The organism is Varibaculum cambriense DSM 15806, from assembly GCF_000420065.1.
Classification (GTDB): Bacteria; Actinomycetota; Actinomycetes; order Actinomycetales; family Actinomycetaceae; genus Varibaculum; species Varibaculum cambriense.
Genome location: NZ_ATUF01000002.1, coordinates 491,255 through 517,143 on the forward strand (window position 1 = coordinate 491,255; position 25,889 = coordinate 517,143).

Sequence of the window (25,889 nt, forward strand, 5' to 3'; positions counted from 1 at the left end):
AAGAAGTTTTCCTCCCGGCCTGTGCGCGGGGGAAGAAGTTTTTCCTCCTGCCCAAAAACTCGAAAAAGCCCCAAGGGCATTTTTCGAGTTTTACGCCCGCCTAGCCTGCTCGGATAAAACTTCTCCCCCCGCGCTAGGGTCACGGCTGGTACGAAAAACCCGCGAGATACGCACTGAGTGTGCAGGGGCGGATTTATGCCGAAGGACAGACAAGACCTCATTGCCGAAAACACCGGATACTCAGCTGACAAGCTAGGGTCGCGGCCGGTAAAAGACACGAGAGGGACACGCAAGCCACGACTATCTTCCTTAGTCGGAAACATACCTATTAATCTCTTGAGATAGTTCCCTATCCTCGCTTTGGCGAGGAAATCGGGGTCCCCCGAGCGCTTTTACGGTCCGACCCGATGCGGAAGGAAAACCTAGCCCCCGTGCTTGAATTCGGATAGCCGGGAGTGGCGATAGACTGGGCGGTGACGGTTATTTTCGGAGGTTAGCTTTGCGTATTGTTCCCCCACCGAGCAGGGAGGCTCAGGCAGCCAGTGAAGTTTTAGCTCCTCAGGGCGACATTGGTGCTAAAGATTCCCAGATTAAGGAAGCTGAAAATAGTCCGCAGATCATCTGGTTGCAAAGCGAACTGAGTGCAGGGAAAGAACTGGGAGAAAACCGCGAGGTTCCTGCCGTGCGACCGCTGATTTTTCTACCGGTATCCGATAATCCTGCGCACGATACCTTATTCTTTACCGCGCTGCGCACCGCCCTCTGGCCGGACAAATTTACCTCCTTACCCACTATTGATTTGTCGGCGGTTGCCAGCCCGGCGAAACCCTTTTTTGCGTTGCGGATCCTGGCAGATTACCACCCGGTATTTTTCCCAGCGCGTACCGAGCGTCTGTCCCGCTCTTGGGCTCGCCAGCAAGCATCGCGGTTGCAACGCCTGCCGGAGCAGGTAAGTTTTATTCTTTCGACTTCTGGTTCTACGAAACCCGGGGGACGCCTCGTGGGAATTTCTCTGGCGGCTTTGCGCGCCTCCCATCAGGCAACCGCCCAGCGTTTAGGGGGTGCCGGCACTTGGGTGTCGGCGCTCCCCCGAGATCATATTGCTGGTTTCCAAGTGATTGCCCGCGCCTATGCGGGGGGAACTGAGCCGGCAACTATTGATATGACCGGCGGTTTTAAACTTTCGCGCCTGAGGGAGGCACTGGAAAATATTTCCCCGGCGAACGCCCCTATTTATCTCTCGCTAGTTCCCACGCAGATGACCCGCGCCCTCGCCGATCCAGAAACCCTCAAGGCTTTGCGCCTTTGCTCTGCGATCCTGGTAGGCGGGGCGCGCATCTCGCCCTCATTGCTTGCTGCCGGACGCGAACAGGGGTTGAAACTGGTCACCACCTACGGGATGACCGAAACTTGCGGGGGCTGCGTCTATGACGGTGTCCCCCTGCCGGGAGTCAAAGTTGCAGTTAACGGGGGCAGGATTTGTCTGTCTACCCCCACTTTGATGAGCGGCTATTTGGAGGCAGAATCAGATCCAGAAATCCGCGAACATTCGGGGCAAACCTGGCTGGCTACCAATGATGCGGGCAGAATTATTTTTGAGGACGAGGACGCGGGTAAAGTCGCAACCCAAACTATTGATGACTCCACCCCAGCTCAACTGGAAGTGCTCGGCCGCCTGGATGACACCATCATTTCCGGCGGGGAAAATATCTCCCTCCCCCGGGTGACCCGGGCGGCGGAACAGGCGGGATTTTCGGGAATAGAGTTCTGCGGGCTGCCCGATGAGGAATGGGGACAGCTGCTCTGCGCAGTTTTTTCGGCTGCCGCTTTGCCCACCCCAAGGCCCGATGACACCCGCGACCTGGCTCAATTAGGCCACCAACTGCGCGAATCCCTCAGACAGCAGTTACCGCCCGCGCATCTGCCCCGCGCGGTGGCGCTACTCCCCCAATTTCCGCTGCTGCCCAGTGGGAAACTAGATCGCCGCGCCCTACAAGCTGCCGCCCGCGCCGCCGATAAAGAAAACCGCACCTGGCGCAAATAACGGGGTTACTGACCAAACTGGCATTAGCCCCAAATAAGAAGAGGCGGCGAGGAAAACCCCGCCGCCTCTACCAAAAGTTCAGTTACTTCTGTAGCACCTGGTGATAGGCCGCCAAGTCCAGCACCCCGTTACCAGACAGTCCGATCAAGAGCACCTGACCATCCCGAGCCTCCCCGGAGCGGATGAAGTCCAGTGCGCCGGCTACCGCGTGGGTAGATTCCGGAGCGGGAATAATTCCCTCGGCGCGCGCGAACTCGAGCCCGGCCGCAAAGGTTTCTTCTTGCGGATAGGCGCGTGCTTCCATCAATCCCAGGTGGTAGGCGTGAGACACCATCGGTGCCATCCCGTGATAACGCAAGCCACCAGCGTGAATCGGATCCGGAACAAACTCATGCCCCAGGGTATACATCTTCATTAGCGGCGTCAGCCCCGACATATCCCCAAAGTCATAGCGATATTCGCCTTGCGTGAGCGAAGGACAGGCAGCCGGTTCACAGGCCACCACCCGCGAGTTCTTTCCTTCGCGCAGATTCTCGCCGATAAAAGGAGTGGACAATCCGCCCAGGTTAGAGCCGCCCCCGGCGCAACCGAAAATAAAGTCCGCGCCGGATTCACCAGCTTTAGCCAGTTGAACTTGGGCTTCCAGGCCGATTACCGTCTGGTGGATAATCACCTGATTCATTACCGAGCCCAAAGCGTAGTGCGCCTGCGGATCCGAAACCGCAGATTCGACTGCCTCTGAAATCGCCATTCCTAAAGACCCAGAAGTATCGGGGTTTTCAGCTTGGATGCGGCGACCTGCCTCGGTGCGATCGGAGGGCGAACTCCAGCATTTTGCACCGTAAGTTTCCATTTGCATCCGCCGATAGGGCTTTTGATCGTAGGAGGAACGCACCTGCCATACTTCACAGTCCATTCCCAGCATGGAGCAGGCCATCGCCAGGGAAGCGCCCCACTGCCCGGCACCAGTTTCCGTGGTGAGCCGTTTAATCCCAGCCACCGCATTGTAATAAGCCTGCGCTAAGGCCGAGTTGGGCTTATGGGATCCGGCCGGCGAATTACCTTCATATTTGTAGTAGATACGACACTTGGTACCTAATTCCTGCTCTAAGTTATGAGCACGATAAAGGGGAGCGGGACGGAAGTTGGTGTACAGTTCTCGGACCCGCTGGGGAATATCGATATAGCGTTCCTTGCTCATCTCTAGTTCGATGAGTCCGGGAGCAAATAACGGTTCCAAGTCTTTCGCGGTGATTGGCTCCCGGGTCTGCGGGTTCAGGTAGGGAGGCATCGGCTCCGGGAAATCCGCAGCCAGGTTGTACCAGCGAGCAGGGATATGGTTATCGATCGGAAATCCTAAAGGTTGGATTCTAGGGTTATCAGTCATCTCTTGCTCCTCAATGAAATATCACTTCTATTAATACAGTTTCCGCTGGCGGGAGACAAAAAAATACCCGCCAACTGGCGGGTTCTATAAATACCTGAAAGAAAGGACCCGCCTAAGCGAGCCACCACCACTGAATCGATTTGATTGCTGTTTCTTCCATGCCCTCATGCTAACGAAAACGTGAGAGCAACTACAAGCCGTCTCAAAAATTGGCGTTTTGTTTCTCGAGGCTTTAATCTAAACGTAGCCATCAAGAGCAGCGCAGAGACCTGGCTCGCGCGCTGCAGCAACCGATAAGACGGTGCTAATGCCAGGACCGATGGGAAGGAACTTATGAGTAACGCGAAAGCGGAAAATCCGTTAATTGAGTTGCGGGACGTCTATAAAATTTATCCCCGCAAAAAGCAGGACAAGCTACACGCCCTCGACGGTATCTCCCTAAAAATTGGGGCCGGAGAAATCCACGGCATCGTGGGGCAATCGGGAGCCGGAAAATCTACGCTGATTCGTTGCTTAACTGCCTTGGAGCATCCCACTTCGGGGGAAATCCTGGTGGCAGGACAAAATCTTTCCACTCTTTCGGAAAAGCATTTGCGTCAGGCGCGCCGTTCGATAGGCATGGTGTTTCAGGCGGCTAACCTGCTGGATTCACGTACTGCCGCCGGCAATATTGCCTATCCGCTATATCTGGCGGGTCAAAAACGCGGGGAACGCCACGAGCGGGTGCAAAAGCTTCTCGATTTGGTGGGCCTGCATGACCGCGGTTCCTCTTATCCTTCCCAGCTTTCCGGGGGGCAACAGCAACGAGTAGGGGTCGCCCGAGCACTTGCTGATGAACCGCAAGTATTACTATGCGATGAGCCCACCAGCGCTTTGGATACTGAATCCACCCAGCAGATTCTGCATTTAATTAAGGATGTACACGATCGTCTGGGCGTAACCGTGGTGATTATTACCCACGAGATGAGCGTGGTGCGGGAGATTTGCACCCACGTTACTTTGCTAGAGGGCGGAAAGATTGTGCAGACCGGTTCGGTGGAGGACGTAGTCAAGGATCCTTCCTCCCGCCTAGCAAAAGACCTGGTTCCGCCCCCAATTGTTGACGATGAAGTAACTTTAGACGGTCAGCCCGCCTCGGTAGTGGATATTGCTTTCACTTCGTCGCCGGGGGTGCCTACCGGATCTAAAGTTATGGATCTGGTCGCCCAATTGGGTGGCGATATTGTGGCCGGGACCTTTGAAACCGTGGGAACCACGCAGGTTGGCCGCTTAGCTCTGGGAGTAAAAACCACGGAACTGGACGGCTTTATTCGGGAACTGGAAAATCATCACGTCTATACGGAGGTGCGGGCATGAGTCTTATCGTTACTACCTCACAGGTTGCGACCCTGATGCCCCTGGCTGCGGATGATTCCGGCCGTTGGTTTTCCAATCCGGTAATTACTAATAATCTTCTGGACGCCACTTTAGAAACCATCTATATGTCGCTATGGTCGGGATTTTTCTCGATACTGCTGGGACTGCCGATTGGTTTGCTGCTAGTAGCTACTGCTCCGGCGGGGCTACTATCAGCTTCTAAGGTCGCGCGCGTGCTCTACGCGGTGCTGGGATTCATCGTGAACGTAGGCCGCTCGCTGCCCTTCGTAATCTTGATGATTTCGATTATCCCCTTCACTCGCCTGCTGGTGGGCACCTCTTTAGGGTGGAAAGCGGCGGTAGTGCCACTAACTCTGGCGGCGGCGCCTTTCTTTGCCCGCCTGGTGGAATCTAATGTGCAAGGCGTAGAAAGCGGAAAACTGGAAGCCGCAAAAATGGCGGGGGCCTCTAACTGGCAAATCATGTTGGGGGTGCAGGTACGCGAAGCGCTTCCCTCTCTAATCCAGTCGATTACCGTCACCTTGATTTCTTTGATAGGTTACGGCGCGATGGCAGGTACTTTAGGTACCGGCGGCCTAGGTGCTCTCGCCATGAACTACGGCTACACCCGCTTTATGGGTGACGTGATGCTAATCGTGGTCATAGACATCTTGCTGATCGTAGTCATCGTACAGTGGGTGGGCGACATGCTTAGCCGGCTGGTCGATCACCGCTAAGGGAAAACCAGTCGGAGATTCTCACCGCTCTTAGCGGTTTTCAGTAAAAATTATTATTCCCTGGCACCATGCTAGGTATCTGGGGAAGCTTCCATCCTCGGCCGCTCTATAGACGCAGGCGAGGACGGGCAGGAAAACTTTGTAAACTACCTAAATAACAACCATTTAAAGGAAAAGAAAATGAAAACTTGGAAGAAAATTGTAGCCGCAGCTGGGGCTGCTAGCTTGGCATTGGGACTTGCAGCTTGCGGTGGCGGAGATTCCGCTGCTGACGCCAACAAACTAATTGTGGGAGCCTCCCCTACGCCGCATGCGCAGATCTTGCGTTACGTGGCCGATAACTTGGCTAAGAAGCAGGGCATCGAGTTGGAAATCAAAGAGTACACCGACTATAACCAACCGAATCAAGCCTTGAACTCTGGGGATCTGGATGCCAACTATTATCAGACGGTTCCCTATTTCGATGAGAAGACCGCTAAGAACAACTGGCAGTTCGACCACGGTAAGGGAATCCACTTGGAGCCGGTGGGTATTTATTCCGAAAAGCTCAAGGATATTAAGGATCTGAAGGACGGCGCCAAGATTGGGGTCATCACTGAAGAAACTAACCAGAAGCGCGGCCTGCAGCTACTGGCTGATAATGGTTTGATTAAGTTGCCGAAGGATGAAAATCAACAGTTGGTGGCGGTGATTGCCAAGTCTAAAGAATACAATCCGCGTGGCTTTGACCTGTCTGAGGTGGAAGGTCCCCAGTTGGTACGCTCGCTGGCTGACCTGGATATCGCGGTAATTAACGGTAACTTTGCTCTAGATGGCGGCAAAAAGCCTTCCGACGCTTTGGTTCTAGAATCCCCCAAGGACAACCCTTCCCTGAACATTCTGGTTTGGAAGAAGGATTCCAAAAAGCTGGAAGCGATTAAGAAGCTGGACGCGTTGCTGCACTCTCCGGAAGTAAAGGCTTTCATCGAGAAGAAGTGGCCGAATAAGGCAGTGCTACCTGGTTTTTAATTCGACTGACCTAGTCGCTTTGAAAATCTAATCGCTTGAAATCTATGGGGGCGGGTTCGAAGAAAATCTTCGAACCCGCCCCCCGCTATGTATATCTACGAGTAGTTACCACTACTAGTCCGCAGTCACCTATTGCGGATAGCAATAACTTTCAGATTGCAAGTTTTTAGGCGGTCTTGCGCACAATCAAGCGAGTATCCACTTGGGTTTCAACCGCATCCCATTTTTTGCCATGGTTTTCTTTATCAAAGAAGAATTCCACGTGTTCTACCAGCCGTTTGACAGCTAAACTGGCCAGTTTTTCCCGATCTTGGCTCACGGTAGTTAGTTCCACATAGGGTTCGGATGCGATCGGGGTATCATCAAAACCCACCACCGCGATTTCCTGAGGTATATGCACCCCCTCTTGCCACATCCGAATCATAAATCCTTGGGCACTCAGATCATTAAAGCAGATCACTGCGCGCGGCATTACCCTTTCTCCGTTACTGACCTGGCATAGTATCTGATCGGCCACCCGCGCCCCATCACCGGGGTTTTGCCCACCTTGATAGATCCGCAGCGAAGTACTTTCTTCTGCTGCTAAACCCTTATCTGCAAGGCACTGCTTAAAGGTCGCTTCCCGCACGTTTGCATTGGTTTGATTGTCACCCCTGATATGTACAATGTCGCGAAAACCCTGTTCCCACAAGTACTCAAAAGATTTTGAAATCCCATAGGCATCGTTGGAGACCACAGCATCCACACTGTGGGACCCCACTTCTTGACACAGGGTAATTAGGGGGGTCACCTCCGCAATTTTTTCCAAATACTCGGCAGAAAGTTTGGTACCTATTAGCACAATCCCTTCGCAGCGATCTTGCATCAAGGACTCGATGCAATCCATTTCGCTGCGATTCCCCACACAACCAGCTGCCACCAGGCGATATCCTTGTTCTTCAGCATAACGAAAGAGCGGATCCATCATCGATATTTGGAACTCTTGCTCCATATAGAACACCACACCTATCAGGTGCGTACGTTCCAGGCGAATAAGGGCAGCCTGCCGATCTGGACGATACCCCATTTCAAAAGCGGCGCGCTGAATCTCCGCGCGTCGCTTATCTGAGACTCCTGGCCGTCCGGACAGCGCAACAGACACCGTGGAAATGGAGGCTCCCACTTCCTTGGCCACATCGGAAATAGTTAGTTTTTCTTTCATAGCATTGCCTTAAGATTATCGCTAAATAACCCTAGAAAGTGGCGAAGCACCACCGTTGAACCACATTTTGGCATTAACCGATAGCTTCCTAGAATGCACATTGCTTTATCCTAATATCCACAGGTAAATCTGGAGAACTTAATCTTTTTTGACTGCTGTTCCCTAAGAAGAGCAGCCCTAAAGGATGGTTTTTCCGAGGACGCCTGCTACGCCCTCGGAAAAACCAAATCCTATTCTTTTACCGAATAACTGTTACTGCCCAAACTCGCTCTTTACCCGGGCAATCATCTTCTTATTGATTTCATCAGCCCGGTCGTGCCAACCGAATACGCACAGAGATAACACGCCGTCGAAGTTCATATCCCGCAGGGTGCTAAACAGCTCGTCCCACGGAACTTCCCCCATGCCGATCTCGTTGTGCTGATGCACGCGAGCATCAACTCCCGGAGGATTAATTACGTAACGGTTTCCATCGAAGGCCTTGTGGTTGAACACATCGGCGACATGTACTTCTTTAAGTAGGTCGCCAGCAGAGCGCAGCATCCGTTCCACATCACCTTTACCATCCGAAAGGTGGAAGGTGTGCGGGGCACAGTATTCATAGCCAATCCAGGGTTTATTTACCCCGCGGATCAGGTTGATGGCGGGATCGTGCAGCTCCACGAAGTCATAGGGGTGCGCTTCCATATGCAGCTGGATCCCATATTTTTCAAAATCGGGAGTGAGTTCTTCAATGGACTTGTACCACTGATGTTCGCAGCGCCGGGGAGTATTGGGGTCGCCGGAAAATTCTGAAACGATCTCGCGCACGTCTAGCTGATCGGCAATTTCTAGCAGCCGGCGCCAGTTGCGCACCTGGGCTTGGCGTTCTTCTTCATCTACGCACGCCCAGTTAAACACCGGGTTCAAGGTGGCAATCTTAACCCCAGATTCTTTCTGTGCCTTATTCAGTTCAGCAACATATTCGTCATCAGCTTTGGGGTAGTGATGCCAAAAGTGAAAATCTGCCGTAGGAGACAGCTCCACATAGTCAAACCCTAGCTCTCGTGCTTTATGCAGGGTCTGCGAAACTGGCATGAACCAGTAATACATATTGGGGTCGAGGGCGATCTTGACCATTTATTCATTCCTTCTGTTGTAGCAATAGCTATCTTCCGTAGGGCGGTCTTGAGTCTTCTTCTGTCGAAGCTCTAGCCTCATTGCTCCACCCGATCTTGGGCACCCCCAGTTTACCCGAAACGTTTCGCTTAATCCAGAGTGCGCCAGGTTTTTCTTTTTGCCAATTTTTCTTGACAAATGTCCACCTATCGCTATTTAACACGCGTTAAGCGAGGTTGTCAAGGGTCTCGCACTTTATTTTTCAGCTGAAAAACAAGAAGTTCTTAGGCACTAGCTTTTCGCTAGCAGCGCCTGTTTCTTAATACAAATAACTATTTTGCTGGGTTAATTTGTAAAGTATAAACCTAGAGGGTCATGCCACGCTTTACTAGGCGACCCCAAGCGCTAGGTACAGAAAGAAGGAACCGAAATGGAAACCGGAAACGCTCCCCGCGTCCAGAATGCAGACGACCTCAAAGAGCGGGTGGCGCTCAATCGTCAACTTGCGCAAATGCTAAAGGGCGGCGTGATTATGGACGTCACCACCCCGGAGCAAGCACGGATCGCCGAAGATGCGGGCGCAGCAGCGGTGATGGCACTAGAGCGTATTCCCGCCGACATTCGGGCCGCCGGAGGCGTTTCCCGGATGAGTGACCCGGCAATGATCAAAGGGATCCAAGAAGCGGTGTCCATCCCGGTAATGGCGAAGTGCCGCATCGGGCATTTTGTAGAAGCACAACTGCTAGAAGCTATCGAGATCGACTACATCGACGAATCCGAGGTACTCTCCCCCGCCGACGACATCTACCACATTGATAAAACCCAGTTCAAAGTACCTTTCGTATGTGGGGCACGAAATCTAGGTGAAGCGCTACGCCGCATTGGCGAGGGCGCGACCATGATTCGCACCAAGGGCGAGCCGGGAACCGGTGACGTCGTACAGGCAGTTACCCATATGCGCGAGATGAACGCCGAGATTCGGCGGATTTCTAGCCTACGCGAGGATGAACTTTTTGAAGCCGCCAAACAGCTAGAAGTACCGCTATCGCTACTCAAAGAAGTACACGATTCCTCGCGTCTGCCGGTGGTTAACTTTGCCGCAGGCGGAGTAGCCACCCCCGCCGATGCGGCTTTGATGATGCAGCTCGGTGCCGAGGGCGTGTTCGTAGGCTCCGGTATCTTCAAATCCGGTAATCCCGCCAAACGCGCTAGCGCCATCGTCAAGGCGGTAACTAACTTCAAAGACGCGAAACTGATTGCCCAGCTGTCCGAAAACTTGGGCGAAGCCATGGTGGGGATCAACGAAAACGAAATTGACCTGCTGATGGCAGAGCGCGGAAAGTAACTCCCCCCCCCAACAGAAACGGTAAGCGAAACTAAATGGAGAAAGTTGGCGTACTCGCAGTTCAAGGGGCTTTCATTGAACATGAACACTGCCTTGAAAAACTGGGAGCTCAGGTAGTTGAGCTCCGCGAAGCCGCAGACCTGCAGACCGGTTTTAACCGTCTGGTATTACCAGGCGGCGAATCCACGGTGCAATCAAAACTACTGATTGAACTGGGGATGGCGGAGCGGCTGCGGGAAATGATCACCGCCGGGATGCCGGTGCTGGGCACCTGTGCTGGATTAATCTTGCTGGCCAAGCGGATTATGGGTAAGCGCAGCGTGGATCGCACCGCACTCGGCACCTTGGACGTAACCGTGGAACGTAATGCTTACGGCCGCCAACTCGGTTCCTTTAATGCCCGAGCTGACTTTGCGGGCATGGAAGATCTGCCAATGACTTTCATTCGCGCTCCGCGCATTAGCGAGGTCGGCCCGGGAGTTGAAGAACTCGGAAGAGTAAATGGGCTAATTGTGGGGGCGCGAGCCGCCAATCAAATCGGGGTTACTTTTCATCCCGAATTGACCGGCGACCCGCGCCTGCACCAAATGTTTTTGAACCTTTAGGTTCTTTAGCTACCTCTAGCCTTCCTCACGCTGGAAGCTCATGGTGGCTTCGTAGTGCCCGGATTCGCTCGGCCAGCGGGTGGTAATTGCCTTGGCCTTGGTGTAGAACTTCACACCCTCCGGGCCGTGAATATGGGTGTCACCAAGCAGGGAGTCTTTCCAGCCACCGAAGGAGTAGTAAGCAACCGGGGTCGGAATCGGGACGTTAACGCCCACCATCCCAGCCTCAACCTCAAGGGTGAACTTGCGCGCTACCCCGCCGTCATTGGTGAAGATGGCAGAGCCATTGCCGAAGGGAGCGGAGTTAACGATCTCGATGGCTTCCTCATAGGTGTCGGCGCGGGTAATAACCAGCACCGGACCAAAGATTTCCTCGTAATAAGCGGGGGCATCTTTGGGGCAGTTATCGATAATGGTGGGCCCTACGAAGTAACCGTTCGGGTAGCCTTCTGGCCGGAATCCGCGGCCATCACGCACGATAGTCGCACCGCGTTCTTCAGCATCAGTGATCAGACCTTCAATCCGCTCCTGAGCTTTCTTGTCAATAACCGGCCCCATCTCGCAGCCTTCAACCATGCCTTGATCTACATGGATCTTGTCGGCGTGGGCTTTAACTTTCTCGGCTAGTTTTTCACCAGCGCTTCCCACAGCTACTACCACCGGCAGCGCCATGCAGCGTTCACCAGCTGCTCCGAAAGCCGCTGCCGAAATATGTTTGGCGGCGAAATCGATATCTGCATCCGGCATCACGATGGCGTGGTTGTTTGCCCCGCCCAGCGCCTGAACGCGCTTGCCGTGAGCAACCCCGGTGTTCTGTACGATATGTGCAACCGGAGTGGATCCCACAAAGGAAATCGCATCAATTCCGGGGTGCTCCAAAATCGAGGTAACTAGGTTACGGTTACCGGTCAAAACCTGATAAATGCCATCCGGTAGTCCCGCTTGCTTGTACAGTTCACCGGTCAAGAGCGCAGCGGAAGGAGTGGAAGAAGCAGGCTTAATAATGATGGCGTTACCAGTGGCAATAGCCAGCGGGTGCATCCACATGGGTACCATTGCCGGGAAGTTGAACGGGCAAATCCCCGCCACTACTCCGACCGGTTGCCGCACGGTGAAGATATCAACGCCGGTAGAAATCTGGTAGGAATGTTCGCCCTTCATATTGGCGTTAATTCCACAGGCGTAATCAAGGGTTTCCCGGCCACGCTGGATTTCCCCGATCGCATCCGAGTAGTTCTTGCCGTGTTCCTGCACGATCAGTTGTGCCATCTTGTCCTGGTTTTCCAAAACCAGGTGGCGCATCTTGAACATAATGTCCACGCGTTTAGCTAGTGAGAGTTTTGCCCACTCTTTTTGCGCTTTTTTAGCAATTTCTACTGCGTGATCCAGATCTTCACTTGATGCGGAGGGAACAGTAGCTACTACTTCACCTAGCGCCGGATCTTCGATTTTAATTTCTCCGGAAGGTTTTCCCTGCGCATATTCACCGTTAATCCAGTGCTGCAACTGTTTTACCATTGTCAGTATCTCCTTCGATTTCCGCTGACCTTATCGCCGATCATGCCTAAGCTATTAGCATCACCACGACTGGCTTAATTGTCCTTACAAAGTCTACTCTAATCGACTTAAGTCCCAGACACAAGAGGAGTAGTTAAAAATCTCTTTTACCACGGGATATGCGGGAGCAGCAGCTTGAACATCGCTTTCCAAACAGAATTCGGAAACAGGATTAGGTGCCCGCTAACCAAACATTGAGACCACGGAAAGCAGCAAATGTCACCCCTTAGCAAACGTTTACCTGCCCGCTTGGCGAATATGGAGTTAGGGTTAGAGCATGCTTCCCCATCATCCCCGCAGACGCGACAAAATAATGCTCGCAATTTTGGGGTTTATCAGCGTGGGATCCTTAACCCTTACTGCTTGCAGCCCGGCAGCAACACCTGGAACTGTCCCCTCCCCGTCAACACCCAAAACCGCCACCTCTTCCCCCAAAGCTAAGGCGCCCTCCAGCCCGCCTACCCCTGCCATTCCCAGGGCAGCAACTACTCCCGCTACTAAACCACTGAGCGGAAAGGTCATTGTCCTTGACCCTGGCCACGGGAAGGGCAGGCAGCTAAGCAACCCGATTTCCAATGGGCGCGGAGGCCGCAAAATTTGTAATACCTCCGGCACCGCCACTAATGCCGGATATCCGGAATATAAATTCACTTGGCAGGTAGCCGACTATCTGCGCAATCAACTACAGAAACAGGGCGCCACAGTGGTTCTTACTAGAGATAATGACCGTAACGCGGAAGTATGTGTGGATAGGCGCGGGAAAATTGCGAACGAAAATGACGCGGCAGCGTTGATATCTATTCACGGTAACGGTTCAAAGTCCAGCGCTCCCCACGGATTTTTTGTGATGGTTTCCAGCCCCCCGCTAAACGCTGCCCAAGGCGAACCTTCCCGGGAGTTGGCACGCGCAGTTGCCACCGGTCTTAGAGGCGCGGGACTCACCCCCTCTACGACTTTTGGGGCGAATCCAGTCCCCCGCTCTGACCTCGCCACACTAAATTTCGCGCAGGTACCGGCAGTCATGGTGGAGCTGGGGGAAATGCGTAACCCCCAGGATGCCCAGCGCATGTCGAGCCCCGAGGGGCAACAGCAATACGCGGCCGGCCTCGCCCAAGGAATCCTAAGCTTCTTTTCCGCCCGTTAAGGCAGACTCGAAGATAAAGTATTTAAGCTGCTAAACCCTATTTTCATTTCGCCTATCCACCTGTTTGCCGGAATTGGTTAAAAGCCTTAGCGCCGACTAGCAAAGAAGTCTTTTAGTTGCGCCGAACATTCCTCCTCTAAAATCCCGCCAATGACTTCGATGCGGTGATTTAGGCGGCTATCGCGCAGAACATCACGGACAGAGCCGGCCGCTCCCGCTTTTTCATCCCAGGCACCGAACACTACCCGCGAAACCCGAGCATTAACCAGAGCCCCGGCACACATAGTGCAAGGCTCCAAGTTAACCACCAAGGTGGTGCCGGTGAGCCGCCAAGTGCCCAGGCGGACTGCGCCCTGCCGCAAAGCCATAATCTCCGCGTGAGCCGTGGGATCATAAGGAAAGGTTTCGCGCTGGTTGCAGCCCTGTCCGATTATTTCCCAGTCCCCCAGGTAAGAAGGGGAAGCACTTTTGGGAGTAGGCGCGCCCTCACTCGCGGAACCCAGCACCTCCTCCGCGGCAAAACTATCCGCGTTCCGGACGCTCATAGGCACAGTATTTTCGACGCGAGGTGCGAGCAAAAGCGCCCCCACTGGAACATCCGATTGCTGCTGCGCGCAGGTCGCCAAATCCATAGCGCGACGCATTACCTCGTCAAAGCGATCCATAGCTCCAACTTACCCGGCATTTTTAGCTAAGAAAACACGGTCTTTTCCGCAGACAAAAAAACAAATAAGTGAAAGACTTAATACATGTTTGAACGAGCCGGGCAGAAAGCCAAACCAGAAGATTTAATCAATGTCGATGACCTCCTAGCCGCCTACTACGACCTGGAGCCAGACCCCGCCGAGCCTAGCCAGCGGGTTAGTTTCGGCACCTCGGGACACCGGGGTAGCGCCTTCGACCATGCATTTAACGAAGCCCACATCGTGGCTATCACCCAGGCGATTGTGGAATATCGCCGTAACCAGGGGATTAACGGACCGCTATTTATCGGGCGTGACACCCACGCCCTTTCGGAGCCTGCTCACCGCAGCGCCCTAGAGGTGCTGGTGGCTAACGGAGTGGACGTGCGGATCGATTCGCGCAACTCCTATGTACCGACCCCGGCAGTTTCCTTAGCGATCCTGCAGGCCAATGGGGCGCCTGGCAAGGTGCGCACCTCGGGCGCGGACGTAGCTGATGGGATTGTAATCACCCCGTCACATAACCCGCCACGCGATGGTGGCTTCAAATACAATCCCCCCACCGGCGGTCCGGCAGATGTGGACGCCACCGGTTGGATTGCTGATCGCGCTAATCAAATTCTTGAGGACGGCTGGCGGAATGTTCCGCGTTCTACCCTAGCGGATCTAACGCGCGCCGACTGCGTCCACCCCCATGATTACCTGCATGAATATGTGGATGCACTGCCCAGCGTGATTGACTTGGACGCGATTCGCTCTGCGGGAGTACGCATCGGAGCGGATCCGTTAGGTGGGGCTTCGGTGGACTATTGGGGCATGATTGCTGAACGCCACGACCTGAACCTGACGGTAGTCAACCCGGACGTGGACCCCGCCTTCAGCTTCATGACCTTGGATTGGGACGGGAAAATCCGCATGGACTGCTCCTCCCCCTATGCAATGGCATCGCTGCGGGAAAAAATGGCGCCTGACGAGGACGGGGTTACGCCCTTCGATATTGCGACCGGCAATGATGCCGATTCGGATCGCCACGGAATCGTCACCCCGGATGGCTTAATGAACCCCAACCACTACCTGGCAGTCGCCATCGAATACCTGTACACCCATCGACCGGAATGGGGTGCGGATTGCGGGGTCGGGAAAACCTTAGTTTCCTCCTCGCTAATCGACCGGGTGGTTGCCCATATGGGGCGCAAACTAGTGGAAGTTCCGGTGGGCTTTAAGTATTTCGTGCCAGGACTACTCTCCGGGACTATCGGTTTCGGGGGTGAGGAATCGGCCGGTGCCTCTTTCTTGCGTAGGGACGGGTCTGTCTGGACAACCGATAAAGACGGCATTATTTTGGCGCTACTGGCTTCCGAAATCCTGGCAGTAACCGGTACTTCTCCCTCGCAGCTACATAAGCAGCAGGTGGAACGTTTCGGAGCTTCCAGCTACAAGCGTTTCGAGGCCGCCGCCAACCCGGAGCAGAAAGCCAAGCTCAAGAAACTTTCTTCTGAGGACGTCACCGCGGAGAAACTCGCCGGTCAAGACATCACCGACAAACTGGTGCGTGCCCCCGGTAATGACGCCGAAATCGGCGGCTTGAAAGTAGTCACCAAGGACGCCTGGTTCGCGGCTCGCCCCTCGGGTACCGAAGATATCTACAAGATTTACGCGGAATCCTTCCAAGGTGACCAGCACGTTGATCAAGTAATCTCCGAAGCACAAGAGGTAGTAGGCGCCGCCCTCTCCTAGAGCACGTAATAAGTGAGGGGGCTAGGTTCTTTCTCTCGTCCTTACTGTGGGAGACAAAAGTAATCCTCGCCCTCCTACCGGGAGCGGAGTTGGCGATTGGTGGCGGCAGTGGCGAGGGCGGCGCGGGGATCTTCCGGCCACGGATGCTTGCGATACCTGCCCCGCATTTCCGCTCGAACCTGCGGATACACTTCCTCCCAGAAGTGTTCTAAGTCGGTCACTAACGCCAGCGGGCGTCCTGCCGGTGACAGCATCTCCATCGCCAGGTCGACTTGGCCGCCCAGGATTTTAGGCGCGGCTTGCAGTCCAAAGAACTCTTGTAATTTCGCCTGTACCCGAGGCGGACCGCTGGTGATATCGTCTGGATAGCTAATAGCGGTACGCCGGCCGGAAGGAAGTAAAAACTCGCTGGGTGCTTCTTTTTCCAAAGTGCGCCGAGTCTCATAGTCCAGCACTCCCTCCAGCCAGGCAGTTACCGGGGCATTCGCAGCGTTTTTTCCGTCTGCAAAATAACTGAGCAACACCTGCCAGAAGCGGGGGTTGTCATGTAAATCCTGGTCGCTAACTGCAGGGACATTGGGAAAATAGTGCGCCGCCCAGCACAAGCGGGCACGTAAGCGAGCGGCTTTAGAGTTCCAAGACAGAAAACCTAGCCCCACCCGCTGATATTCGGCTTCGAGGACGCGCTCAGGTTCCCGGATTTTCGCTTTTTGTCGCTGCAGAAGGATTTCTCCTAGACACTGTTGCTGCCACGCAACTATTTTTCCATCTCGAAATTCTGCCAAATACTTTTCTTGCTTTAGGTGACTTCCTAGTTCTAAAGCCAGCTCCTCGGTGAGAGGGGCGGCTAGACGAATTAGATCGGTCCCTCCTTTACGCACCCCTATTTCTGCAATCGCCAACCACTTACTGGTGGATAAAGAACTGTCATTGTCTAGGCGAGCTGCTCCCGAACCAGACAGCTGATAGACCCCCTCTTTACTGGTTAAATGTCCTATTTGGTCAGGAAAAGCCATCCCCACCACTAATCCCACGCTTAAATCTCCCGCAAGTTTTTCCAAATTTGCTGGTGAACTTGGAGTCTGACTATTAGCGTTGTCTTGCCCTAGCTGCCCGCCCCGAGCTGACAGGGAAGATACAAATCCTTCACTACCAGTAGCCATACCTTGATATCGCCGCGCCAATTTTTCAAAGCGGCTACGCTCGCTGCGATAAGTTCTATCTCCTTGGCGTTCCGCGCGGCGAATCGCTGCCCATAAATCACCGTCTGGACTGCGTACATCTGCCTGCAAAGCTGCCACCACCTGGGCGGTGCGGCGCTCACCCACCAGGCGCGCCCCCAAAATCAAAGCGCGTGCCAAACGTGGGTGAGCGGGAATTTGTACCAGCTGACGCCCAAAAGCGGTAATTCGAGAATCTGCATCTAAGGCGCCGAGAGCCTGCAAATCCTTCTCCGCCTGCTGCCAGGCAGCAGGCGGAGGGGAAGTAGGCAGCGCCAGAACTTCCAGATCGGTTTGCCCCCAATCCGCCAGCTGCAAATATGTCTCGGTCAAGTCACTGCACATGATTTCCGGCTGCGTATCGGGTTCCATACGCGCATAAGTTTGCTGGTCATAAGCATGAATCACATATCCGGGTCCCAGGCGCGCGGCGCGCCCTGCGCGTTGTGTTGCCGCGGCTCGCGAGCAACTCAAAGTGCTGAGACCTCCGGCATTTCCGCGCAGGCGGCGGCTCGGAACCCGCGATAGTCCGCTGTCAATCACCTGGCGAACCCCGGGAACAGTCAGTGCCGATTCGGCCACCGAAGTGGCCACAATAATCCTGCCTTCCCCAGGTTTCAGAGCTTCCTCACTAGCAGAAGAGGCACCCTGGGACAGTACTTTTGCCTGCTCGCGGGGAGGTAACTGCCCGTGCAAGGTCAGGATTCGTTCCGGGTGACTGGCGCGCGACCGCAAAGTAGCGGCAATCGCCTCCACATCTGCGATTGCGGGGGCAAACACTAGAGTGTCACCTTGGATACGATGCTTTAACGCCAGATCGGCCAAATAATCCCGAAACTCCCAGGAGGTGCCGCGCTCACTAATCCGCCGCACCCGCGCTGGCGGCGGTGCGAATACTTCTTGCAGGGGAAAAAGCTTGCCCTCCGCCTCTAGAACCGGGGTATCTTCCCCTAAGACCTGGCGGAAAAGATCGCTATTTATAGTCGCGGACATCACCACTATTCGCAGCTCGGGGCGCAACTGACGCACTTCACAGAGCAGAGCTAATAAGACATCGGTATCTAGTGACCGTTCGTGTACCTCATCAATAATTACGGTGCCGATACCCGAGATTTCCGGATCTGCCAGCAGGCGCCGCAAAAACAGGCCGGCAGTGACAAAATCTAGGCGTGTATTGTGACCCCGAGTAGATTCTCCCCGGACAGAAAATGCGACTTTAGCTGCCAAGTTATCCTCACTTTTAGGCAGCAATGTCTGCAGGTAACTGGCGGCAGCCCGAGCGGCAATCCGGCGCGGCTCGGTCACTAATACCTCAGCTGCCGGAGAATTATTTTTTGCTCGCGCGTCCTCTAACGCCCAACAAACCGGAGGAACCAAAGTAGTTTTCCCCGACCCCGGCTCGGCAGTAACAATCGCTTTCCCCACGGTTTCGAGGGCGTCTTGCAACTCCGGCAAGATACTCTTCGCCGGCAGCTCGGGGGCGAGGGCGCCTGCCTGGGAAAGCGTGAACATGCTTCTATTGTGCACCGCGGAAGAAAAAAGCCAATACTTCCGGCAGCGGAACAGTTAAATAGGAAACCGTCTCCAAAATAAGCACAATAGATACATGGGGTATAACAGACGCGGTAGACGCCGGTGGCGGCCAGGGAAGGGTTCCTGGGGAAACCGGGTCATCGCCACCTTAATTCTTGCCCTGTTAGCCTGGGCTTTTATTCCCGGTTTAGGTCCAGATTTAGCCGGACTTTCCACCAAAGGAGCCCCCAAGATAGCGCTTCCTGATTGGGGTAAAAGCGCGGACCAAATCCTCTCCGAATCGGTGCAAACAGATTTAGTCAAGGCAGTTGCCTCTTTACCAGTGGGCGAGTGGGAAAGCGTCTCCCCCTATGAGCGTTCCCAGTTCGGGGTTCGTTGGGCAGATATTGATCGCAATGGTTGTGATACCCGGAACGATATTTTAAGGCGTGACTTGTCCCAGGTGCAGGCCAAGACCGGAACCCATGATTGCGTGGTAATTTCCGGGGAGTTTACCGAACCCTACACCGGTCGCTACCAGCAGTTTCGCAAGGGCGCTCAGAGCTCCAGCAAGGTACAAATTGATCACGTAGTTGCCCTGTCCAATGCTTGGAAAACCGGAGCCAGCCGGTGGGATGCCCACAGTCGCGAACAGTTCGCCAATGACCCGTTGAACCTGCTGGCGGTTGATGGGCCCGCCAATCAAGATAAGCAAGATAAAGATGCCGCGAGTTGGCTGCCCCCAAATAAAGGGTTCCATTGTCAGTATGTGGCTTTACAGACTGCGATTAAACAGAAATGGCAGTTGTGGGTTACCCCGGAGGAAAAACGGGCGATGGCGGCAGTGGCGGCCTCCTGCCCCGCGCAGCCCCTCCCCGCTGGTTAGCCTGGTGCGGTAATAGTCAGCGAGTGTTATAGCCCTAGATGCGCAGGGGTAGGTAATTTTAGATTCTTGTTGCTTAAGTTTCTTAATTATTAATATACTTAACTACATGGACAACACTTCACAACCTGCCGATGAGCGTAAGCAGCTATTAGACCAACTTCTGTACGAATTACACCGACTAGTTTTTGCTTCAAATGACCTGATTAGCCGGTATTCCTCAAAAATGGGGCTACATGGGAAAGACGGGGAAGCGCTATTACAAATCTGGCAGGCAGAACTGGCAGGCGCTCCCCTCTCCCCCTCGGAATTAGCCGAACAATTGCATATCACCCGGGCGGCAGTTAGCTACCTAACCGATCGACTCATGGAATCAGGCTACGTAAATCGGGAAACTAATGAGGCCGACCGGCGCAAGACGGTTCTGCGGATCTCGGAATTAGGTGGGCAAATTGGGCACGACTTCACTGCCCCTATGGAGGCCGGTCTCAGCGGATTATTTGCCGAACGCAGCCAAAAAGAACTAACCATCTTTACTGAAATGCTCCGAGACTTCGTGGAATCCTTAGACACTTCCCACGACCTCGAAGATTAAGACTTCGCCAAAATTCACTGGCAAAACTAAGGATCTAAAATGAGCACTGAACTTAATCCCTCAAATACCGCACGGACAGCACAAACAAAAGAAACCTCTGCAGCGGCCAAGGGGAAAGGCGCGGCCGCAACGGCCGACTTTACCGCTCCCAAGCGCTGGAAACTCGTCCTCGTCCTCTACTTAGCAGGTATCGGCATGGGCGCCCTAGATATGGGGATCGTGAACCCAGCGCGCACGGTTATTCAAAATGGGCTCGGGGTAGATGACAAAGTGGGGGTTTGGGTCTTTACCATTTACACCCTCGCCTATGCGGCAGCGATCCCCGTTATCGGAAAAATCGCGGACATTATTGGCCGCAAGCCAGTATACGTGCTGGCTATCGGGCTATTTGGACTGGGTTCTCTCGGGTGTGGATTGTCGCAAGATTTCTCCTCTTTAGGGCTGCTGCTAGCTTCTCGGGCGATTCAAGCAATCGGGGGTGGCGGGATGGTTCCGGTGGCCACCGCCGCGGTAGGAACCATTGTTCCTCCCCCCAAGCGCGGAATGGCTCTGGGGCTGGTCGGTATGGTGTACGGTGCTGCCTCGGTATTTGGCGCCTCTGCAGGATCTTTGGTTTTAGATATAGCCGGACAGGAAAACTGGCAATGGATTTTCTACATCAACGTTCCTATCGCAATAATCGTAGTGCTACTGGGAATTTGGGCCCTGCCCCAAGAACCCCAAAGTTCCACCCGAAAATTGGATTTACCCGGCATTTTCATTCTGGTGGTGATGATTACCGCCCTGCTATGGGCGTTCCAAAACCTGGATTTCACTAAGATCAGCGAATCGCTTAGCGATCGCGATGTCTGGGGTGGTCTACTAATCTTCCTGGTGCTGATCCCCGCATTTTGGATAGCGGAAGTGCGCGCCGAGGATCCGATAATCGACTTCAAATACTTCGCCACTATCAACGTGGGCACTACCCTTATGTTCGGGGCAGTATCCGGCATTTTGATGATGACCGTCATGTTCATCCCCCAATTCGCAGAAAACTGCCTACGTCTGCCCTCGGGAGCCGGTGGATATCCCACAATCATTATTGGCGTAGCCTCAGCTATCGGGGCGCCTTTAAGTGGACGACTAACTGACCGTTTCGGTCCGCGAGCAGTGCTTGGAGTAGGCGTACTGATTTCGACAATCGCCGGCTTCATGCTGATCTACTGGGCTAGCCCCTACCCAGGTCTAGTTTCTAACTCGGTTTCCATTTTCGTGATGGGGCTAGGACTAGGATTCCTGATGGGGGCGCCGTTAACCTACCTGATCTTGCACCTGATTCCCGAAACTGACGCTAACTCCGGCCAGGCGACACTCTCTCTAATCCGCTCCCTAGGCACCACTTTGGCTCCCGCGATTCTAGTTGGTTTGCTCGCCACCGCGATGGGAGGACTGTCCGGTAAAGTCATGGACGCGATGCCGGCTATGGAGATGCCCGCTATGACGGCGGAGGTGCCCGCAGCTGACGGCAAGATACCCGCCGGGATGCCGCCGCAAGCCCAAGGCCAAAAGGAGGCAATGCCTCCGCAGGAGCAAGCGAAGAATCAGACTATGCCCTCTAATGTCCAGGCGAATACCCCGGAGAAAAAAACTAGTCCTAAAGCGGCTGCTCCCCAGACGAAAGCCGATAGGGGATTCAAGATGTCCGATATGCCTGCTTCTCTGCAAAATAAAATTAAAACCGCTGATGTTACCAACGTAGTAGATCGCAGTAAAGACATCGCGAACTATATGTTTGATCAACAAGAAGCGAAGATGAAAGCCAAGATGGGAACGGTGCCTCCTGGTGTGGAACAGATGCGAGCTAAATATCTAAAAGATATTGAGTCCCACCGCGACCAGATAGAGACCGCGTTCCAGTTGGGGCTAAACGAAGGATTCACTCGCCTGTTCTGGTTCTATACCATCTTGTCCTTAGCCGGGATATTACTGCTGGCGGGACTACCTTCGAAACGCAAAATCGATGCCATTATCAATCCCGATCCGGATTTGGGTCTGGCTCGGTAAAAGCACTCCAGCTATTTCGGCGTGTAGGGGCGAGTTTTCCCTCCTGCCCAAACTCCGATAAACGCCCGCTTCTGCGCATCTGCGTACCTCAAAATGGAGGGAAAGCTGAGGCGGCGATAAACCCATGAGTGGAAAAAATGGGGAGAAAAAGAGAAAAATAGGGGTATGCCCACAAGTTCCTTTGGCCCCGAAGTCCTCGAGCTCGCATTCCGAGCAGTTGATGTGACCGGAGTGTTTTGCGCCGCGATCATCGGAGCAAAACTTGCGCGGGAACGCCATTTCGATGCGGTAGGCTTCGCTACCCTAGCGGTTATTTCCGCACTAGGGGGCGGGATGACCCGGGACGTACTACTACAACAGATTCCGGTAGCGTTCACCGATCCGTTCTATCTAGGTGGCGCCCTCCTGGGAGCGACCGTGGCATTTTTTTGGCGCCTCGAATCAAAATGGACAAACCGGTTAATCACGGTAGCTGACGCCCTCTGCCTGGGATGCTGGGCTGCCACGGGAGCCCAAAAAACGCTCGCCCTAGGCCTAGGGGTACTACCTGCACTGATGATGGGATTAACTACCGCGGTAGGCGGGAGCATCATCCGCGACGTGATGGTGGGAAAAATCCCCAAGATTTTTGGGGGTGCCAACCTTTACGCCACGCCCGCTGCGACCTCCGCAGTGATCATGGTGGTATTTTTCAAACTCGGGATGCCGGTACTAGGAATGGCGCTGTCGATAATAACCGCTCTGGTATTTGTGCTCTTGTCCCAGTGGCGAGGTTGGGTGCTTCCCGAGGCGCCGGATATTAGGATCACTCTCACCCCCCGTCAGTTGCGGCAGATTTTACGATGGCGCGATAGTCGGCAACGGCGCTTTAAAAATACTGGTCAGCAGACTAAGGGCGACAATGGCTTGGGCGGTGATGAAAACGCATGCCCGGAAGATCCTGGTTCCCGGGAGAATCCGGCTAACAGTCCAACCTCCGACAACGGGATTTAAGTAGCTTACAGCCGCGTGCCGATTCCTAGCCCCAACAGGTAGGTGGCTCCTGCGGCTCCGTAACCGATCATTAGTTGGCGCAGGGCTTTAGGAGCCGGGTCAACCCCCGAAAGCAGCCCCACGATTCCGCCCACAATAATTAGCGCCAAACCTACTAAGATCACCGCCACTATCGCGCCTTGTAAGGGTGAAAGCGGCAGCAAAAACGGAAACAGTGGAACGAAGGCCCCGATAGCGAAGAAAGTGAACGAAGAAATCGCTGCTTTCATACCGGTACCGATTTCTTCGTATTCCTGATTATTCGCCTCTAAATGAGCATGCCCACCTTTTTTAATCTTTGAAAAAGCGGCGGAAGCCTTACGGTCAGCGGTTTCGGCATCGTCTCCCCGCGCCCGAAACACTAAGGCCAATTCGTTTTCGTTCATATCCAATTTATCGATGGCATGTTCGGACTCAGGATCTGGGGATGAGGAAGCCAAAAGTTCAGTTTGGGAACGTACCGAAACATATTCCCCCGCCCCCATGGACAGGGCGCCCGAAAGTAGACCGGCCAAACCAGTAGCAATAATGGTGGTTTTAGAAACTCCCGTACCAAAAATTCCCAAAATGAGGGCGCAGGTAGAGACCAGGCCATCGTTTACCCCGAAAACTGCAGCCCGGAAACTCCCCGAGATAGTGGCTCGCTGCCGGGCGGCAAGACCCCGCACTACCTCGGAATGAATTTTTTCATCCGCCACGATTTCCTTAGGAACATCCAGGTCAGCCTCGTAGTCGTGACGCTGTTCCGCCCGCTGCATCATCGCCAACATAAAGATGGTGCCGAAAATACGAGTGAAAAAATTAAGGAGGCGCGAACGCAGGCTTGCCCGGGGAGTGGGAAGCGCGTCCTCACCCAAAAGATTCAACCAATACTGCTCGTGACGCTCTTCCGCGATTGATAATTCTTGCAGAACTTCCCGCTCATCCCCACTGCGCCGCCTGGCCAGATAACGATAAGTATCGGCCTCTAAACGTTCCTCCGCGAGGTATTTCCGCCACCGCCGTAGCTGTTTTTTGGAAATTGGGGATACCTGCTGTGGGTCAGCACCTGCACTTTTAGCAATTGCATCAGCCATTTTAGAGGCGGGAATCCGGTCCTTCAACGGTTATTTCTTCAATCTCTACATCTACGAATTCCGGTTCCGATTTACTGGCCGGCGCTACCCCGAAGATTCGTTCTTTAACTACGTCCGCAATCTTGTCGGTGACAACTTCGCCTTGACGACGGAAAATCTCGGAAGCTTTTTGTTTGGTGACATCGCCTGCTCGGCGCACCTGGGGGTTGGAGGTCACCGCGTTAACAGTTTTAGCCACCCCGCCCTCGGGATTCTCCCGAAGTTCGCGGCGAACTAGGGCGATACCAGCACCGATGCCGAGGACGGTCAAAAGTTTCTTTCCCACGGCTAACACCTTTCACGTCGACAAGAACAACTGCTAGCCATTCTATCTCACGGAGGCGCGAGGGCTTTATGAGGAAAGATTAGAAGCTTTCCTTAAGTATTTTTTGTATTTTTTCACAACATATTTTATGCCTCACCGTTTACGGTGGATATATGAGTGAAATCAGAATCCCCACTTCTCGCGGGGTAACTTTGGCGGCCGACTTTGTAATTCCAGTGGACGCCAGTAATCGCGCCGTGATTTTCGCGCACTCATTTTTACTGGATCGGCACGGTTTAGGATGGTTTGATGCTTTCGCAAAATCCTATCGCGCTGCTGGATATAGCACCTTGCAATTAGATTTTTCGGGTTGCGGAAACAGCGCCGATGACGTGATCAGCTTGGAAAATCAGATAGAAGATCTCAAAGCAGCTTGCGGCTGGCTTTCTGAACGCGGATTTGACCAACAGGTGCTGCACGCAGATGGATCGGGGGTATTGGTGGCTTTGCGCGCCGTACCCGATAAGGTGCAGGCGCTAGTGTTAACTGCGCCGATTCTAGGCTCTGCCGAGGTCCCATGGGAGGACGTGTTTTCTTCCTCCCAGCTAGCCGAATTGGAGCGGGTGGGACATACGCGAATCCCCAACGACCAGGGGGCTTCGCGACCCTATTTTGTGATCGGTAAGCGCACCCTGGGGGAACTAACCATGGTTGATACCGAGAAGTTACTGCACGATATTGCGTTACCAGCTTTATTTGTAGTTGATCCCCAAACCTTGGCTTCCCAGTGGTTTGCACCCCTGCTCGAAGATCCCCAGGCGTTACTGCCTCCCAATTGTGAATTGCTGTTCTTAGAAAAGCTCAGCCTATACGGGCAATTGCCTACCAACTATCGCAAGCCTGACGGGAACTTCCCGAATGCGGAAAAAGTAGATTTTCTACGTGACCAGGTAGTCGCTTGGGTTAGCCGCCTAGTTCCCCCTGCCAGCAACTAGGTTTACGAACAATAACTTACATTATATTGCCCCTACCTGGGATTTTAACCTTCAGGAACTTCTTGGGAAAAATAAAGCGAATCTTCAGAAACCGTTGTGAAGTGCAACCTTTACCAAACGTAGAGGATACTTCCAGGTTCATTTATATTCCCTTCCAGGAACGTATCTTAGAGTTAAGACCAGCAATAAGGATTGAGCGTATCGATATCTCCTTATTTGCTTGAGATGGGGAACAAAAGTGGGGGGCGGATTCCAAAGGAATCCGCCCCCCACTCTCTGTCTACCCGGTTCTGCGCCCCAGACTCCGCGCCCAGAGGGAGGAGTCTA

22 protein-coding genes are annotated in these 25,889 nt (G+C 53.9%); 13 read left to right on the forward strand and 9 right to left on the reverse strand.

The genetic code is table 11. From position 1 onward, the window contains the following. The first annotated feature begins 499 nt into the window (after positions 1-499). On the forward strand, positions 500-2,044 hold the full coding sequence (locus tag F605_RS09390) for an AMP-binding protein (protein ID WP_022864290.1): 1,545 nt from the start codon (positions 500-502) through the stop codon (positions 2,042-2,044). Positions 2,045-2,126: 82 nt separating this feature from the next. On the opposite strand, the gene F605_RS0102265 is transcribed toward F605_RS09390, so the two are convergent. Beyond that, positions 2,127-3,431, reverse strand: coding sequence for a TrpB-like pyridoxal phosphate-dependent enzyme (locus F605_RS0102265; RefSeq protein WP_022864291.1), 1,305 nt, complete (start codon positions 3,429-3,431; stop codon positions 2,127-2,129). Positions 3,432-3,764: 333 nt separating this feature from the next. On the opposite strand from F605_RS0102265, the gene F605_RS0102270 reads away from it, so the two are divergent. The 3 genes from F605_RS0102270 (at position 3,765) to F605_RS0102280 (ending at position 6,532) form a co-directional block, all read left to right on the forward strand. Further along, complete coding sequence (locus F605_RS0102270) at positions 3,765-4,787, forward strand: methionine ABC transporter ATP-binding protein (RefSeq protein WP_022864292.1); 1,023 nt, start codon at positions 3,765-3,767, stop codon at positions 4,785-4,787. Beyond that, a complete protein-coding gene (locus tag F605_RS0102275) occupies positions 4,784-5,524 on the forward strand; it encodes a methionine ABC transporter permease (protein WP_022864293.1) in 741 nt (246 codons plus the stop codon). Before F605_RS0102270 ends, F605_RS0102275 begins: the two co-directional genes overlap by 4 nt. A gap of 180 nt (positions 5,525-5,704) precedes the next feature. Further along, entirely contained in the window at positions 5,705-6,532 is an 828-nt protein-coding gene (locus F605_RS0102280) for a MetQ/NlpA family ABC transporter substrate-binding protein (protein ID WP_022864294.1), read from the forward strand. Positions 6,533-6,698: 166 nt separating this feature from the next. On the opposite strand, the gene F605_RS0102285 is transcribed toward F605_RS0102280, so the two are convergent. Together F605_RS0102285 and F605_RS0102290 are read right to left on the reverse strand one after the other, a co-directional pair. After that, entirely contained in the window at positions 6,699-7,733 is a 1,035-nt protein-coding gene (locus tag F605_RS0102285) for a LacI family DNA-binding transcriptional regulator (RefSeq protein ID WP_022864295.1), read from the reverse strand. A 252-nt stretch (positions 7,734-7,985) separates the two neighbouring features. Further along, entirely contained in the window at positions 7,986-8,852 is an 867-nt protein-coding gene (locus F605_RS0102290; RefSeq protein WP_022864296.1) for a sugar phosphate isomerase/epimerase family protein, read from the reverse strand. A 409-nt stretch (positions 8,853-9,261) separates the two neighbouring features. Between F605_RS0102290 and pdxS the strand changes: the two genes are divergently transcribed. After that, complete coding sequence (gene pdxS / locus F605_RS0102295; protein WP_022864297.1) at positions 9,262-10,176, forward strand: pyridoxal 5'-phosphate synthase lyase subunit PdxS; 915 nt, start codon at positions 9,262-9,264, stop codon at positions 10,174-10,176. A 35-nt stretch (positions 10,177-10,211) separates the two neighbouring features. Next, on the forward strand, positions 10,212-10,781 hold the full coding sequence (pdxT, locus tag F605_RS0102300; RefSeq protein WP_022864298.1) for a pyridoxal 5'-phosphate synthase glutaminase subunit PdxT: 570 nt from the start codon (positions 10,212-10,214) through the stop codon (positions 10,779-10,781). A gap of 15 nt (positions 10,782-10,796) precedes the next feature. Here pdxT and F605_RS0102305 read toward each other — a convergent pair whose 3' ends face one another. Both F605_RS0102305 and F605_RS11510 read right to left on the reverse strand, forming a co-directional pair. Further along, entirely contained in the window at positions 10,797-12,299 is a 1,503-nt protein-coding gene (locus F605_RS0102305; protein ID WP_022864299.1) for a CoA-acylating methylmalonate-semialdehyde dehydrogenase, read from the reverse strand. Positions 12,300-12,626: 327 nt separating this feature from the next. Further along, positions 12,627-12,860 (reverse strand): hypothetical protein, encoded by a 234-nt coding sequence (locus F605_RS11510; RefSeq protein WP_051132079.1) that lies wholly within the window; start codon positions 12,858-12,860, stop codon positions 12,627-12,629. Positions 12,861-12,906: 46 nt separating this feature from the next. Here F605_RS11510 and F605_RS11250 point away from each other — a divergent pair, with 46 nt between their 5' ends. Further along, the gene (locus tag F605_RS11250) at positions 12,907-13,482 is read left to right on the forward strand and encodes an N-acetylmuramoyl-L-alanine amidase (RefSeq protein WP_244865169.1); all 576 of its coding nucleotides are present in this window, start codon (positions 12,907-12,909) and stop codon (positions 13,480-13,482) included. Positions 13,483-13,568: 86 nt separating this feature from the next. Here the strand turns inward: F605_RS11250 and tadA are convergent, their stop codons facing one another. Next, positions 13,569-14,147 (reverse strand): tRNA adenosine(34) deaminase TadA, encoded by a 579-nt coding sequence (gene tadA, locus F605_RS0102315; RefSeq protein ID WP_022864301.1) that lies wholly within the window; start codon positions 14,145-14,147, stop codon positions 13,569-13,571. Positions 14,148-14,231: 84 nt separating this feature from the next. On the opposite strand from tadA, the gene pgm reads away from it, so the two are divergent. Then, the gene (gene pgm / locus F605_RS0102320) at positions 14,232-15,902 is read left to right on the forward strand and encodes a phosphoglucomutase (alpha-D-glucose-1,6-bisphosphate-dependent) (protein ID WP_022864302.1); all 1,671 of its coding nucleotides are present in this window, start codon (positions 14,232-14,234) and stop codon (positions 15,900-15,902) included. Positions 15,903-15,976: 74 nt separating this feature from the next. Here the strand turns inward: pgm and hrpB are convergent, their stop codons facing one another. Beyond that, positions 15,977-18,634 (reverse strand): ATP-dependent helicase HrpB, encoded by a 2,658-nt coding sequence (gene hrpB, locus F605_RS09395; RefSeq protein WP_022864303.1) that lies wholly within the window; start codon positions 18,632-18,634, stop codon positions 15,977-15,979. A gap of 94 nt (positions 18,635-18,728) precedes the next feature. Between hrpB and F605_RS0102330 the strand changes: the two genes are divergently transcribed. The 4 genes from F605_RS0102330 (at position 18,729) to F605_RS09405 (ending at position 23,148) form a co-directional block, all read left to right on the forward strand. Continuing rightward, positions 18,729-19,520 (forward strand): HNH endonuclease family protein, encoded by a 792-nt coding sequence (locus F605_RS0102330; protein WP_027723519.1) that lies wholly within the window; start codon positions 18,729-18,731, stop codon positions 19,518-19,520. A 106-nt stretch (positions 19,521-19,626) separates the two neighbouring features. Continuing rightward, the gene (locus F605_RS0102335; protein ID WP_022864304.1) at positions 19,627-20,112 is read left to right on the forward strand and encodes a MarR family winged helix-turn-helix transcriptional regulator; all 486 of its coding nucleotides are present in this window, start codon (positions 19,627-19,629) and stop codon (positions 20,110-20,112) included. 39 nt (positions 20,113-20,151) lie between these two features. Beyond that, a complete protein-coding gene (locus tag F605_RS09400; RefSeq protein ID WP_022864305.1) occupies positions 20,152-22,155 on the forward strand; it encodes an MFS transporter in 2,004 nt (667 codons plus the stop codon). A 165-nt stretch (positions 22,156-22,320) separates the two neighbouring features. Further along, the gene (locus F605_RS09405) at positions 22,321-23,148 is read left to right on the forward strand and encodes a trimeric intracellular cation channel family protein (RefSeq protein ID WP_022864306.1); all 828 of its coding nucleotides are present in this window, start codon (positions 22,321-22,323) and stop codon (positions 23,146-23,148) included. Positions 23,149-23,153: 5 nt separating this feature from the next. Here F605_RS09405 and F605_RS0102350 read toward each other — a convergent pair whose 3' ends face one another. Next, complete coding sequence (locus F605_RS0102350) at positions 23,154-24,263, reverse strand: VIT1/CCC1 transporter family protein (RefSeq protein WP_027723520.1); 1,110 nt, start codon at positions 24,261-24,263, stop codon at positions 23,154-23,156. A gap of 1 nt (position 24,264) precedes the next feature. Further along, the gene (locus F605_RS0102355; protein WP_022864308.1) at positions 24,265-24,588 is read right to left on the reverse strand and encodes a hypothetical protein; all 324 of its coding nucleotides are present in this window, start codon (positions 24,586-24,588) and stop codon (positions 24,265-24,267) included. Between the two features lie 152 nt (positions 24,589-24,740). On the opposite strand from F605_RS0102355, the gene F605_RS09410 reads away from it, so the two are divergent. Next, complete coding sequence (locus F605_RS09410; RefSeq protein ID WP_022864309.1) at positions 24,741-25,562, forward strand: alpha/beta hydrolase family protein; 822 nt, start codon at positions 24,741-24,743, stop codon at positions 25,560-25,562. The last annotated feature ends 327 nt before the right edge of the window (positions 25,563-25,889 follow it).

Bases quoted from the DNA above. Each gene is read 5' to 3' on its own strand.
- F605_RS0102265 (WP_022864291.1), bottom strand. From the start codon at position 3,431: ATGACTGATAACCCTAGAATCCAACCTTTAGGATTTCCGATCGATAAC.
- F605_RS0102270 (WP_022864292.1), top strand. From the start codon at position 3,765: ATGAGTAACGCGAAAGCGGAAAATCCGTTAATTGAGTTGCGGGACGTC.
- F605_RS0102275 (WP_022864293.1), top strand. From the start codon at position 4,784: ATGAGTCTTATCGTTACTACCTCACAGGTTGCGACCCTGATGCCCCTG.
- F605_RS0102280 (WP_022864294.1), top strand. From the start codon at position 5,705: ATGAAAACTTGGAAGAAAATTGTAGCCGCAGCTGGGGCTGCTAGCTTG.
- F605_RS0102285 (WP_022864295.1), bottom strand. From the start codon at position 7,733: ATGAAAGAAAAACTAACTATTTCCGATGTGGCCAAGGAAGTGGGAGCC.
- F605_RS0102290 (WP_022864296.1), bottom strand. From the start codon at position 8,852: ATGGTCAAGATCGCCCTCGACCCCAATATGTATTACTGGTTCATGCCA.
- pdxS (WP_022864297.1), top strand. From the start codon at position 9,262: ATGGAAACCGGAAACGCTCCCCGCGTCCAGAATGCAGACGACCTCAAA.
- pdxT (WP_022864298.1), top strand. From the start codon at position 10,212: ATGGAGAAAGTTGGCGTACTCGCAGTTCAAGGGGCTTTCATTGAACAT.
- F605_RS0102305 (WP_022864299.1), bottom strand. From the start codon at position 12,299: ATGGTAAAACAGTTGCAGCACTGGATTAACGGTGAATATGCGCAGGGA.
- F605_RS11510 (WP_051132079.1), bottom strand. From the start codon at position 12,860: ATGACCTTTCCGCTCAGTGGTTTAGTAGCGGGAGTAGTTGCTGCCCTG.
- tadA (WP_022864301.1), bottom strand. From the start codon at position 14,147: ATGGATCGCTTTGACGAGGTAATGCGTCGCGCTATGGATTTGGCGACC.
- pgm (WP_022864302.1), top strand. From the start codon at position 14,232: ATGTTTGAACGAGCCGGGCAGAAAGCCAAACCAGAAGATTTAATCAAT.
- hrpB (WP_022864303.1), bottom strand. From the start codon at position 18,634: ATGTTCACGCTTTCCCAGGCAGGCGCCCTCGCCCCCGAGCTGCCGGCG.
- F605_RS0102330 (WP_027723519.1), top strand. From the start codon at position 18,729: ATGGGGTATAACAGACGCGGTAGACGCCGGTGGCGGCCAGGGAAGGGT.
- F605_RS0102335 (WP_022864304.1), top strand. From the start codon at position 19,627: ATGGACAACACTTCACAACCTGCCGATGAGCGTAAGCAGCTATTAGAC.
- F605_RS09400 (WP_022864305.1), top strand. From the start codon at position 20,152: ATGAGCACTGAACTTAATCCCTCAAATACCGCACGGACAGCACAAACA.
- F605_RS09405 (WP_022864306.1), top strand. From the start codon at position 22,321: ATGCCCACAAGTTCCTTTGGCCCCGAAGTCCTCGAGCTCGCATTCCGA.
- F605_RS0102350 (WP_027723520.1), bottom strand. From the start codon at position 24,263: ATGGCTGATGCAATTGCTAAAAGTGCAGGTGCTGACCCACAGCAGGTA.
- F605_RS09410 (WP_022864309.1), top strand. From the start codon at position 24,741: ATGAGTGAAATCAGAATCCCCACTTCTCGCGGGGTAACTTTGGCGGCC.